Annotated in this window: 10 protein-coding genes and 6 tRNA genes; 13 read left to right on the forward strand and 3 right to left on the reverse strand. The window is 54.9% G+C overall.

Annotated features, from left to right (window positions below):
- Window positions 1–56: 56 nt before the first annotated feature.
- From EDM57_RS22775 to EDM57_RS22795, 5 genes are all read left to right on the forward strand, one after another.
- A tRNA-Ser gene (locus EDM57_RS22775) sits at window positions 57–147 on the forward strand.
- Between the two features lie 11 nt (window positions 148–158).
- Window positions 159–235 (forward strand) — tRNA-Met (locus EDM57_RS22780).
- 13 nt (window positions 236–248) lie between these two features.
- Window positions 249–324: transfer RNA gene (locus EDM57_RS22785), tRNA-His, on the forward strand.
- Window positions 325–329: 5 nt separating this feature from the next.
- Window positions 330–403 (forward strand) — tRNA-Cys (locus tag EDM57_RS22790).
- Window positions 404–408: 5 nt separating this feature from the next.
- Window positions 409–485 (forward strand) — tRNA-Arg (locus EDM57_RS22795).
- 447 nt (window positions 486–932) lie between these two features.
- Here the strand turns inward: EDM57_RS22795 and EDM57_RS22800 are convergent.
- A complete protein-coding gene (locus EDM57_RS22800) occupies window positions 933–1,190 on the reverse strand; it encodes a hypothetical protein (protein ID WP_122906951.1) in 258 nt (85 codons plus the stop codon).
- A gap of 363 nt (window positions 1,191–1,553) precedes the next feature.
- Between EDM57_RS22800 and EDM57_RS22805 the strand changes: the two genes are divergently transcribed.
- The 3 genes from EDM57_RS22805 (at window position 1,554) to mnmL (ending at window position 4,313) form a co-directional block, all read left to right on the forward strand.
- A tRNA-Leu gene (locus EDM57_RS22805) sits at window positions 1,554–1,638 on the forward strand.
- A 287-nt stretch (window positions 1,639–1,925) separates the two neighbouring features.
- The gene (locus EDM57_RS22810; RefSeq protein WP_122906952.1) at window positions 1,926–3,164 is read left to right on the forward strand and encodes a glycosyltransferase family 2 protein; all 1,239 of its coding nucleotides are present in this window, start codon (window positions 1,926–1,928) and stop codon (window positions 3,162–3,164) included.
- A 180-nt stretch (window positions 3,165–3,344) separates the two neighbouring features.
- Window positions 3,345–4,313 (forward strand): tRNA modification radical SAM protein MnmL/YtqA, encoded by a 969-nt coding sequence (mnmL, locus tag EDM57_RS22815; protein ID WP_122906953.1) that lies wholly within the window; start codon window positions 3,345–3,347, stop codon window positions 4,311–4,313.
- Between the two features lie 49 nt (window positions 4,314–4,362).
- On the opposite strand, the gene EDM57_RS22820 is transcribed toward mnmL, so the two are convergent.
- On the reverse strand, window positions 4,363–5,091 hold the full coding sequence (locus EDM57_RS22820; protein WP_122906954.1) for a glycerophosphodiester phosphodiesterase: 729 nt from the start codon (window positions 5,089–5,091) through the stop codon (window positions 4,363–4,365).
- A 370-nt stretch (window positions 5,092–5,461) separates the two neighbouring features.
- Here EDM57_RS22820 and ablB point away from each other — a divergent pair, with 370 nt between their 5' ends.
- Window positions 5,462–6,316 carry a putative beta-lysine N-acetyltransferase gene (ablB, locus tag EDM57_RS22830; RefSeq protein ID WP_122906956.1) on the forward strand — a complete coding sequence of 285 codons (855 nt, stop codon included), beginning with the start codon at window positions 5,462–5,464 and terminating at the stop codon, window positions 6,314–6,316.
- Window positions 6,317–6,318: 2 nt separating this feature from the next.
- On the opposite strand, the gene EDM57_RS22835 is transcribed toward ablB, so the two are convergent.
- Window positions 6,319–7,863: a PucR family transcriptional regulator gene (locus EDM57_RS22835; protein ID WP_122906957.1), complete on the reverse strand. Its 1,545-nt coding sequence runs from the start codon at window positions 7,861–7,863 to the stop codon at window positions 6,319–6,321.
- 148 nt (window positions 7,864–8,011) lie between these two features.
- Here EDM57_RS22835 and EDM57_RS22840 point away from each other — a divergent pair, with 148 nt between their 5' ends.
- The 4 genes from EDM57_RS22840 to EDM57_RS22855 are packed head-to-tail and all read left to right on the forward strand — an operon-like array spanning window position 8,012 to window position 12,047.
- Window positions 8,012–9,364, forward strand: coding sequence for an aspartate aminotransferase family protein (locus EDM57_RS22840; protein ID WP_122906958.1), 1,353 nt, complete (start codon window positions 8,012–8,014; stop codon window positions 9,362–9,364).
- Between the two features lie 15 nt (window positions 9,365–9,379).
- On the forward strand, window positions 9,380–10,072 hold the full coding sequence (locus EDM57_RS22845; protein ID WP_122906959.1) for a 3-oxoacid CoA-transferase subunit A: 693 nt from the start codon (window positions 9,380–9,382) through the stop codon (window positions 10,070–10,072).
- Window positions 10,054–10,731, forward strand: a complete 678-nt coding sequence (locus tag EDM57_RS22850; RefSeq protein ID WP_122906960.1) for a 3-oxoacid CoA-transferase subunit B — start codon at window positions 10,054–10,056, stop codon at window positions 10,729–10,731. Before EDM57_RS22845 ends, EDM57_RS22850 begins: the two co-directional genes overlap by 19 nt.
- A gap of 35 nt (window positions 10,732–10,766) precedes the next feature.
- Complete coding sequence (locus tag EDM57_RS22855) at window positions 10,767–12,047, forward strand: peptidase (RefSeq protein ID WP_122906961.1); 1,281 nt, start codon at window positions 10,767–10,769, stop codon at window positions 12,045–12,047.
- Window positions 12,048–12,207: the final 160 nt, after the last annotated feature.

Here is a 12,207-nt window from a genome sequence, read left to right on the forward strand (position 1 = left end):
ATCCACACATTTCTTGGCAAACATGCATATTCAGTTTTGAAGGAACATATAATTACGGAGAGTTACCCAAGAGGCCGAAGGGGACGGTTTGCTAAACCGTTAGTATGCGCAAGCGTAGCGAGGGTTCGAATCCCTCACTCTCCGCCATTTTTTATTACGGCGGCGTAGCTCAGTTGGTTAGAGCGTTCGGTTCATACCCGAAAGGTCGGGGGTTCGAATCCCTCCACCGCTACCAACAAATTGATATGGCGGTCGTGGCGAAGGGGTTAACGCACCGGATTGTGGCTCCGGCATTCGTGGGTTCGAGTCCCATCGATCGCCCCATGCATGGGAGTATAGCCAAGTGGTAAGGCACGGGTCTGCAAAACCCTCATCCCCGGTTCAAATCCGGGTACTCCCTCCATACCTGTCCCAGTAGCTCAGCTGGATAGAGCAACGGCCTTCTAAGCCGTCGGTCGGGAGTTCGAATCTCTCCTGGGACGCCACTTATTGAAAAGACCTCCTACAGACTCAAGTTTAGCATTTGAGTTTGAAGGAGGTCTTTTTATGACAGATGACGCATACCGCAAATAACTCCCCATCTTTCCCCAATCTCATCAGCATGTATACAACATATGTGTATCTCGTCCATGGCAAAACAAGATTTTTAATCGACAGAAAATGACCAATAATGACATATATAATAAGGAAGCTTTTCGTCCAAGAGCACATGTTCATGAGTAGATTCCTCTGAAAATCCCCTCGCTACTCTATATGACGAATGAAAAGCAAAAAAGATACGCTTCTCTACAAATTTGATTTCGGACTTCTTTTTTCGGTGGAGAGGGGACAAAGATAAGCCGAAAGCGATACACGCATCCGTTGCCAAACAATTCCGTGGACAGAACCACTGGCCGCGCAGACCAGAAAGGAAGACCACGAGCACATCGTGGTCAAATAAAAGGATTGTAGTAGTAGAGGCCATGCAGGTAACGTCGCTCTGCTTTTTCTAGCGCCACTGCCTTTTCGCTCTCAAGCGAAGCACGAAGCTTCTCCCAATAGTCGGGAGTGGCATCGCTCAAATCGACCTCCAGCTTGTCACCAACCAGATTGCGGATCAGCTGCCAATCATCCGGATGCTCATACTGCTTCATGCCGCCGCCAATTAGCCGAATATCGTGCAGGAGTTGTTTAATATCCTCGGGAATCATGGTTTTCCCCCAATGACGAAAAATTTTTTTGAGAAAGGGTGTCCTCCACTACTGGTCATAATTTGTCTTATTCGCCATAAAATATGTAAGAGAGCCGGAAAATATGGCGGCGCGATCGATAGATGATTGTGTCGAAACGAGGGGGACTGTCTCCTGAAATGACCTTGTTTTTCTGGAAAAACCAACAAAACAAGCGCTTTTTCGACAGGAACAGAGAAGACATACGATTTAACCCAAAGATATTTGGGGCATTTGACAGGAGGAAATCGCTATTGACTTCGAAATATGGATTGTGTATACTCAGACACGTGATTCTGTGAGAGGTTAGGAATGGCTTGCTGCGCAACAGGTCAAGGACAACAGGCGGTCGTGGTGGAATTGGCAGACACACCATCTTGAGGGGGTGGCGGGGCGACCCGTGCGAGTTCGAGTCTCGCCGACCGCACCATGGTATCCAATCGAGGACGCAGATTGGTTCTCGTGTTTTCGAAATAAATCAAGCCTTTTCGACAAGGGCTTTTTTTTCTGCTCACGTTCAGGGCTTGTCGAATAGATAGAGAAAAAGATGGGAAAGGTGATAGGAGTGTCGTCTTTTTTCCCACTTTTGGGTCATTGATCTTGAACCGCTTTTGATGTACACTCCCAATTGGGAGAAATAAATAGAGAAATATTGGAAAAACAACACTACCTGAATCAGATCAGACCCAATTTGATTCAGGTCGAGGAGAAGAACCCATGAGTGTATTTAGAGAGATCATTGAGGGATTATTCATCGGATTCACTTCAACGGTAGGTGTGATTAGCACGTACCAAACACTGGTTTCATGTGCGGGCCTGTTCCGTAAAAAGGAGCAGGTGACAAGCGAGCCACAAAAAACATTTGCGGTACTGATTGCGGCGCATAACGAAAGTGCCGTAATCGCTCCACTGATTGAAAACCTGAAACAGCTGGACTACCCACGCGAAATGTACGACATCTTCGTCATTTGCGACAACTGTACAGACGACACAGCCGAGATCAGTCGGGCACACGGAGCCATTGCGTGCGAGCGTTTTGACTCGTCCAAGCGCGGAAAAGGCTACGGGATTGAGTGGATGCTGGAAAACCTCTGGGCAATGCCAAAGCAGTATGATGCTGTCGTCATGTTTGATGCCGACAACCTGGTGGAAAAGAACTTCCTGAAAGTGATGAACGACCGACTGGTCAAAGGGGCGCGCGTGATCCAAGGCTATCTGGATTCGAAAAACCCATTTGACTCCTGGATTACCCTGTCTTATGCTGTTACATATTGGTTTACAAACCGCATGTGGCAGCTGGCCCGTCACAACCTTGGCCTGCCAAACACATTGGGCGGTACGGGCTTGTGTATCGAGAGCAATCTGCTCAAGGAGATGGGCTGGGGAGCGACCAGCCTGACGGAAGACCTGGAGTTTGCTACGCGCTGTATTGAGCGCGGAATCTATCCGACCTGGGCTCATGATACGAAGGTTTGGGATGAGAAGCCGATTGACTTGAAGGCTTCGATGCGCCAACGATTGCGCTGGATGCAAGGCCACTACGATGTGGCGGGACGCTACATTGCAAGTGTAGTGAAAAACGGCCTGAAGTCAAGAAGAGTGGGAATGCTCGACGCGGCCTTCTATCTGTTCCAGCCGATGTACGTGCTGATGGTGACGATGATGTCTTTGCTGTTCGTGGGCCGATATTTTGACATTGCGGCTCTGACGCCTGCTGCGACCATCCTGCCAGCCTGGCTGGTGTACGGATCCACAGCTGTGTTTTATTTGTTGCCGTTTCTTGCGCTTTACCTCGAAAAAGTGCCGCTCAAGGGATATTTGGGACTGCTCCTGTTGCCGTTCTTTTTCCTGACCTGGCTGCCGATCCTGTTTTACGCATTTTTCACCAAGAAAAATCAGGTGTGGAGCCATACGTCCCATACCCGTGCGATACGCATCGAGGAGATTCAGCAATAAAACCATGGAGCAAAACCACAGGGCGATATGCACCTGTGGTTTTCTTGTTAGGGAGAGTGTAATCTGGTATAATGACGCGATCCTATCTGCGATAGCGATACAACAGGCAGCAAGGCACTTGAGCGTTGGCTGTGAGACAAAACACGAGCACACAGCCGGTCTACGAGGAGGTATGCAGTGATGAAGGTGGCACCACAACATTGCGATCACGACACTCCCATGCTGTGGGGAGACAAGCGATACCATACATGGAACTACCACCTGCGCTCCACCTTTCACGAAAAAATTTTCAAGGTTCCGCTGGACGGAGGCTTCACCTGTCCAAACCGTGACGGTACGGTCGTGACGGGCGGCTGTACTTTTTGCAGCGCACGCGGCTCCGGTGATTTCGCTGGCGACCGGAGAATGGACCTGGAGCGCCAGTTTCACGAGGTGAAAACACGGATGCACGCCAAGTGGCCCCAGGCCAAATACCTTGGCTTTTTCCAGGCGTACACGAACACGTACGCCCCTGTAGACGAACTGCGCGAGATGTACGAGGTCATTCTCCGGCAGGAAGGGGTAGTCGGCCTCTCGATCGCAACGCGCCCTGACTGCCTGCCAGACGATGTGGTGGAGTATTTGGCGGAGCTGAACGAACGGACGTACCTGTGGGTGGAACTGGGCCTGCAAACGATCCACGAGCATACCGCGCAACTGATTAACCGGGCTCACGACTACGCCTGCTATGTCGACGCAGTGGAGAGGCTGCGCAAGCACAACATTCGCGTCTGTACGCACATCATCTACGGGTTGCCGGGAGAATCGCACGAAGAAATGATGCAGACGGCAGATGCAGTCGCCCACCTCGATGTGCAAGGAATCAAAATTCACTTGCTGCACCTGCTGCGCAAGACGCCGATGGTCAAGCAGTACGAGGCGGGTCTGCTGGAATTTCTTTCACAGGAGGAGTATACCAAGCTCGTCGTCGATACACTCGAAATTTTGCCGCCGGAAATGATTGTCCACCGCATCACAGGCGATGGGCCAAAAGACTTGTTGATCGGACCGATGTGGAGCCGCAAAAAATGGGAAGTGCTGAACGGGATCAATGCCGAGCTGAACCGACGAAACAGTTGGCAGGGAAAATTTTACGTTCCGCACCCGTAACAGTTGAGTACAAAAAGGAGCCTTCCGCAACAGGCTCCTTTTTGCTTGGCTATTCGGCCTGGATGATTTTTCTGGCGCGTCCCGGATAATTGGTAATGATCCCGTCTGCGCCCATATCGACCGCCCGCTGGATTTGCCGACTGCTGTTCACCGTCCAACTGTAGACAGTCAGTTGGCGCTGTCTGGCCTGTTGGACCAGCTCGGGAGTCAGTTGGTCGTACGGGACGTGCAGTTGCTCGCAGCGGTACTGGCTTGCGACTGCCCAAGGCTTTGTGATCGGGCCGACGTATAAAAGCCCGGTCGTTTGCGCAGGGTCCAATTCCTTGATTCGCAACAAGCTGTCGAAGTTAAACGTGGAAATGACCGTTCGTTCTGTCAACTGGTAGCGTCGGATCAGCTCGATGACTTTTTCTTCAAGGTGGGGCTGGTTCTGAAAAAAGTTTTTCAGCTCGATAATAAAACGCAACGATGTATCCGAAAAGGCTTGAAATACCTCACGCAGAAGGGGAATCCGGGCTTTGGGAAAACGCGTGGAGCAAGCTTTGTCGGCACGCAGCTGGCGCAGCTCGCGCATCGTATAGCCGCGCACAGGCCCGGAGCCGTTTGTCGTCCGTTCCAGTCGGTGATCGTGAATGACGGCCAGTTTGTTGTCGCGGCTTAGCTGGACGTCCAGCTCGATACCGTCCGCCCGCTTGCGGACAGCAGCGTGAAAAGCTTCCATCGTGTTTTCCGGATACAGGCCGGAAGCGCCGCGATGCGCAAACACAAGTGTAGACACGTGGGCTTCCTCCCTTCTCAAGACGTGTCATCCCTATTACATGCATATGTAGGTGGCCCCTCGATACTACCTATCCTGAGGGGCACAAAAAAGATCTTACGAGATTGAGACGAGAACGATGACGAGGAGAACGAACAGAACCAAAACAAGGGCAAAATCGTTGTTTCTGCTGCAGCTCATAAATACCCCCTCCTTCCCAGATGGAGCAACTCCCTTCATCTTATGAACCCATAGGGAAAATGGCGCTCGTCGAATGCCCAACCTGGCCGCATTTGTGCCTGACTGCCCACTTTTTATACAGATTGGCAGATGACGCAGTAGCTCTGTTTGCTACAATGAAAGCACAAGGAAACAAGGGAGGGGTCGTTTCATGACACAGGCACAGATTGAGGAAATGCTCGCGACAGGCGATTTGGTGGACGATCGGCAAAACCGCAGGGTCAAGCTGCATCTGTACGACCGGACGCGGCTAAAGGAATACGACCAGATGCTGCGGCAGGTGGCAGAAAAGTCGGGTGCGACCAAGCTGATCGTCTACGGGAAAAAGCGGGATGTAGCGGAGTGGCTAGCGCTTGGTTATCGGCAGGAAGGGGTTATTGACGGATTTTTTCAAGGAGAAAATGCCTACATGCTCACGGCGTATGTGACAGAGGAACGGGCGACGTCGACAGCGCCTGAGCTGGCGGAGGAAATTTTGGCGCTCAGTCTGGCAAAGGCGGGAGCCGGGGAAGCAAAGCCGCTGCCGGAAGGGTACAGCATGCGTCCGGCAACAGAGGCGGATGCAGAGGAACTGGCGCGTCTGTACAGTCTTGTATTCGCGACGTATCCTACCCCCATGGATGATCCAGAGTACGTGCGCAAGACGATGCAGGAGGGGACCGTCTACTACGTCGTCGAGCATGCTGGCAGGATTGCCTGCGCCGCGTCTGCCGAAGTGTCGAAGCGAATGGGTTCGGCGGAGATGACCGACTGTGCCACTCACCCGGAGCACACGGGAAAAGGCCTCCTCCAGCCGTTGTTTTGCGCTCTGGAAAAAAAGATGGAGGAGGCAGGGATTTACTATCTCTACACCTTGACCCGGGCGCAATCGGCAGGGATGAACGTGACAGCGGCCAAGATGGGCTATCAGTACCGGGGGCGGCTCATCAACAACTGCACGATTTTTTCCGGATTCGAAGACATGAACATCTGGGTGAAGCCGCTGCGGCAAACCAGGGACGAATAGGGCTACTCGCGGGAAGGAAACAGCTGCTGCTGCAGACGGCGGGCCATGAGCGCCAGTTGAAGCTGCCAGCGCTGGTTGGCATCCTCCAGGCGGTAGCCTGTTTTTTCTTCGATCTGGGTCAGGCGGTATTTCAGGGTGTGGCGGTGAATATATAACGCTTGGGAGGTTTGCAGGCCGTTCCCGTTATGGGCGAGGTACACCTCCAGCGTTTCCAGCAGTTGCTGGTTGTATTTGCTGTCGTAGCGAATCAAGGGCTCCAGAATCGGCTTCCACAGGTCGTACATGCTCTGCTCGTCGCGGTGGTAAGGAAACAGGAACTGGTAGCCTTGCATGTCCCGGTAGCGCAGCATTTCGGGGGCGCGGGCGAGCAGGGGATAGGCCTGGAGCGCAAAAATGGCTTCCTCGGAGGCGCCAAAAACGTCGGTTAGCTGCTCGCGCGGGTTGCTGATGGCGATCTGCAGAGTCGCAGAGGGATGCAGCCCCTTCCAGCGCGCTGTGAACTGCTCCAGGAGAAGCAGGCTTGTCCGGTCATCGGGCAGCACGAACAAGAGGCAATGAGGCCGTTCCCGCAGCAAATACGAGCGCTGGTGGAGGTCGCACAGCCTGCGCATCAGCGTAATGGCGCTTTGGTGCAGCTCCCCGCGTCTGGCATGTTCGCCGGTGTCCACCTTGACCGCTACGACGAGATGCTTGCCCGACAGCGGGTACCCCAGCATGCGACAGCGGCTTTCCAGCTCTTGCGGACTCATCGGCTTTCCGTTTAAAAGCTCCTCGACGAAGTCGCCCTTCAGCCGCCACTCGGTTGCGGAAACGGCGCGTTCTTTTACGTATTCCAGCGCACACAAGGTAGCTGCGTGCTGGAGCGCTACATCGTCCAGCTCCTTCCACGCTTCCCGTGGCTTGGCCAGGCTGAGCGTGCCGAAATGCTCGCGGCTGGCGCGGATCGGCACGGAATGCACGTGCTCCCTGCCTTCGTCACGGGACTGCTCTCTCGGGCAGCCGTGCTGGGTCACTTCAAAGCCGAACGCGTCCAAAATCGTCACCCCGCCACCTGTCAGTTCTGCCAATTCGGCGGCGATGGCGGGCAGTCCGCCTTTGGACAGGGCTGCGTCGATCATCCGGTTGTGGATCGCCTGCGAGTAGGCGAGCGTCTCGAACTGCCGGTTGACGATCGGCTGCAAAATGGCTTTCGTTATCGTCGAGAAGTTGATTTCGGTCGGAATTTCAATGAGCGGGAGCTGATGGCGATCAGCCATTGCAAGAAAGCTTTCGGGAATTTCCCGCAAGTAAAATCCGGTGTGGATGGCGACTCCGCTCAGCTTTTGCCGCGCCAGAGTCGGAATGAACGAGCTTTGCCGCTCCACATTTTCAGCGAGGCCGAATCCGGTCGTAATCAAAAACTCGCCTTCCTGCAGTCTGCTGGCGTCTTCGAGCACCTCGACTATCGTCACCCAGCGAATTGGATTGTCCAGTCCGCCCGCTCCGGCGATCAGCCGCGTCTGCACCATGTCAGGCAGCTGCAGAGCCTCTCGAATCGTAATCGTCACAAGGCACACCTCCGTGTCGCAAAGTTCTTTATACAAAATGTACAAAAGATTATGTCTCTTTTCCATATTTTTTTGACAGCGCGTCGGATGGATGAACGGCACAGGTCAGCTAGGATAGAGGGAGAGAAAAAGCGAGGTGGCGACGATCATGAGCAGAAGCTATGTAATCAAACCGGAGTTGGGCAAGACGTATCCGTTCATTTCTCATGGCAAAGGCATTTATTTATACGATAAAGAAGGCAACCGCTATATCGACGGCTGCAGCGGGGCTGTAACCGCGAGCATCGGCCACGGGGTGGAAGAAGTCGCCGAAGCGATGTACCAACAGGCCAAACAAGTATCGTTTGCGTACCGCTCGCACTTCAGCAGTGACGCTGTGGAGGAACTGGGAGCGAAGCTGGCCGAGTGGGCACCGGGCTCGCTGAACTGGACGTTTTTTGTGAGCAGCGGCTCCGAAGCGACCGAGACCGCGCAAAAAATCGCAATCCAATACTGGCAGGAAAAAGGCAGACCGACGAAAAACCGGATCATCTCCCGCTGGATGAGCTACCACGGGATCACGATGGGGGCGCTCTCCATGTCGGGACACGTCCTGCGGCGGAAGCGCTTCGTTCCGCTTTTGGAGGACTATCCGACGATTACCGGGCCGTATCCGTACAGAAGACCAGCAGGCATGTCGCTGGAAGCGTACGCGCTGGAATGCGCGAATGAACTGGAGCGGGCCATCCTGCGCATCGGAGCCGAGCAGGTGGCGGCCTTTATCGCGGAGCCGGTCATCGGGGCTTCCGGCGGTGCGGTCGTTCCCCCAGACGGCTACTTCCAGCGGATTCGTGAAATTTGCGACAAGTACGAAGTGCTGTTTATCGCTGACGAAGTTATGACAGGGGTTGGCCGCACCGGAAAAGCGTTCGGCGTCGATCACTGGGGCGTCGTGCCTGACCTGATGACGCTTGGCAAAGGCATGAGCGCCGGCTATACGCCGATGGCTGCCACAATGGTGACCGATGAAATTATCGAGACGATCACCAAAGGAAGCGGCCTGATTATGGCAGGACACACGTACAGCGCCAATCCGCAGTCTGCTGCTGTTTCGCTTGCGGTTTTGCAATACGTCGAGAAACACGGCCTGATCGAAAAAGCAGCCGAGCAAGGCGCTTACTTGCTGTCTCGCCTGCAGGAGCTGGCAGAGGAATTGCCGCTAGTCGGTGAGGCGCGCGGTTTGGGTATGCTTTGCGGCCTGGAATTTGTCAAAAACAAAGAAACGAAAGAGCCGTTTGCCCTGTCAGAGGGAGTGGCCGCAAAGATTATCGCGAAGGCATTTGAAAAAGGGCTGCTCATCTATCCGGCCATCGGTGGCATTGATGGCGTGGCAGGCGACTCGGTCATTGTCGCTCCGCCACTGACGATTACAAAAGAGCAGATCGACGAACTGATCGCCCTCTTGAAAGAGGCGATTGTCAGCGTCCAGCAGGAGCTAAAAGACAAGGCGCTGATTGGCTAGAGGGAGGAGACGGCAATGACGAACCGTTTTGATAAAGTAGTGACTCTACAAGAAGCGTTATCCCATTTTCGCGATGGGATGACGCTTCTGGCAGGCGGTTTTGGCGGAGTAGGCAATCCGCCGACACTGATCCAGGGCATTTTGGACCTTGGTGTGCGCGACTTGATTCTGATTAGCAACGACACGGCGTTTCCGCACATCGGGATCGGCAAGCTGGTGACAGAGCGACGCGTGAAAAAAGTAATCGCCTCTCACATTGGCTCCAACCCGAACGCAGGGGCGCAAATGACGGCAGGCGAGCTGGAGGTCGAGTTTTGTCCGCAAGGAATTCTCGCCGAACGTGTACGGGCAGGCGGCGTCGGTCTGGGCGGGATTCTGTCTGACGTGGGCATTGGCACGATTGCGGAAAAAGGCAAGCAAAAAGTCGTGCTGGACGGCAAAGAGTACCTGCTGGAGACGCCTCTGACCGCCGAAGTGGCGATTGTCCACGCGAAAAAGGCGGATCGCTTCGGCAACCTGGTGTACGATACGAGCGCGCGCAACTTTAATCCGCTGGTGGCGATGGCGGGCGACATTACGATCGTGGAAGCGGATGAGATTGTCGAGGTTGGCGAACTGGACCCAGAGGAAATCGTCACGCCGGGCGTCTTCGTCAACTACATCGTGCAAAGTGAAGGGGTGAACTGGCGATGGGCGTGGGAGAAGTAAAAGAGACCGAGAGCTACCGCGAGCGAATCGCGCGCAGGGCGGCGATGGAAGTCGAGGACGGCATGATTATCAATTTGGGGATCGGCATTCCTACGCTGGTGGCCGATTTCATCCCTGCGGACAAACGTGTCATGTTTCACGCGGAAAACGGCATATTGGGTACCGGACCGAGCCCGGCCAAAGGAGAGGAAAACGCCATGCTGTGCAATGCGGGCGGCTTTCCGGTCACGCTGGTACCGGGAGCGTCCTTTTTTGACAGCGCCACGGCCTTTGCGATCATTCGCCGCGGCTTGCTGGACATGACGATTCTTGGCGTCCTCGAAGTGAGCCAAAACGGGGATATTGCCAACTGGATCGTGCCGGGCAAACGCGTGCCAGGAATGGGCGGAGCGATGGAGCTGGCGCAAAAAGCGAAAAAGGTCATGGTTGTGACCACACACCTCGACAAAAACGGCCGCTCCAAAATCGTGCGCGAATGCTCGCTTCCGCTGACAGCAAGCAAGGCGGCGAACTGGATCATCACCGATATGGCTGTGATGGAAGTGAAACCGGACGGTCTGTATTTGCGTGAGGTCATGTATCCGTACAGCGTGGCCGATGTGATTGGAGCGACCGAAGCCGAACTGAAAGTAGAGGGAGAAGTCGGCGTTTTCCGCTAGGCAAAGACGATTTTCCAAAAGAACGGGGGAAGAGCATGGCGAACTGGCAAGCGCTAATACGAGAGCAGTTGGAAAAAGATCGGGAGGCTTCCGTCAAGCTGCTGCAGGAATGGGTGCAAAGCCCGAGCGTGCAGGGAGCGGAGGAATCCATTCAAAAAAGTATTGCCGAGCTGTTGACGAAAATGGGGCTCGCAGTCGACATGTGGGTCATGGAGGGAAAGGAACTCGTTTCTCATCCTTACTTCGTGTCGCCCCGCCAAACGTTTGAGGGCAGCCCGAACGTAGTCGGTGTCTGGAAGGGTGCAGGCGGCGGCCGCTCGCTCATTTTGAATGGACACGTTGACGTCGTTCCCCCAGGCGATTACGCGCAGTGGAGCGACGATCCGTTCAGCGGAAAAGTAGTGGATGGGAAACTGTACGGACGGGGCGCAACGGACATGAAGGGGGGCAACCTGTCCTCGCTGCTCGCCATCTCCGTGCTGCAAAAGCTGGGGGTCCGACTCAAGGGAGACGTCATCTACCAGAGCGTCGTGGAGGAAGAGAGCGGGGGAGCAGGAACGCTCGCTACGATTCTGCGCGGCTACAAGGCAGATGCGGCACTCGTTCCTGAGCCAACCAACATGAAAATTTTTCCAAAACAGCAAGGCTCGATGTGGTTCCGTTTGACTGTCAAGGGGCGTTCTGCTCACGGCGGCACACGCTACGAAGGCGTGAGCGCCATCGAGAAAAGCATGCTGGTCGTGCAAGCGATTGGCCGCCTGGAAAAAGAGCGCAACGATCGTTTGGACGATCCGCTGTACGCCAAGCTGCCGATCCCGATTCCGATCAACATCGGGGTGATCGAGGGAGGAAAATGGCCGTCGTCTGTCGCCGATCTCGTCAAGCTGGAAGGCCGGATGGGCGTAGCGCCGGGCGAGCAGATGGACGATGCCAGGGCAGAGATGGAAGCAGCGTTGAAGCGTCTTGCGGAAGTCGATCCGTGGTTTGCCGAGCATCCTGTCGAGCTGGAGTGGTATGGGGCACGCTGGGTGCCGGGAGACGTCCCGCAGGATCATCCGCTCATGGAGATTTTGCAGGACAAGTTCGCAGCAGTGACAGGCGAGCGAGCCATCGTGGAAGCTTCGCCGTGGGGAACGGACGGCGGCTTGCTGACGGCGCTGGCCGATACGCCTGCCATCGTCGTCGGGCCAGGCGTCACACAGGTTGCGCACTACCGGGACGAGTACATCGTGCTCGATGACGTGTTCCGCTGCGCAGAGATTTTTGCGCTGACGCTCATCGATTGGTGTGGCGTTGCGGAAGGTCCATTAAAGTAGACGAACCCGATGCCGGCAGCTCTGACGCCAAGAGCTGCCTGTGTCGATTCCAAGGCGAAACCGGACGCGTGTGTGTCGCGCTGGCTGTTCGGAGCGGTTGTCGTGGTAGCCGCAGGTTGCGGTGTCCGATTCAGCCCCGCCTGGTATGAGTAAAATGTTC

The sequence above is a fragment of the Brevibacillus gelatini genome (assembly GCF_003710935.1).
Lineage (GTDB): Bacteria > Bacillota > Bacilli > Brevibacillales > Brevibacillaceae > Brevibacillus > Brevibacillus gelatini.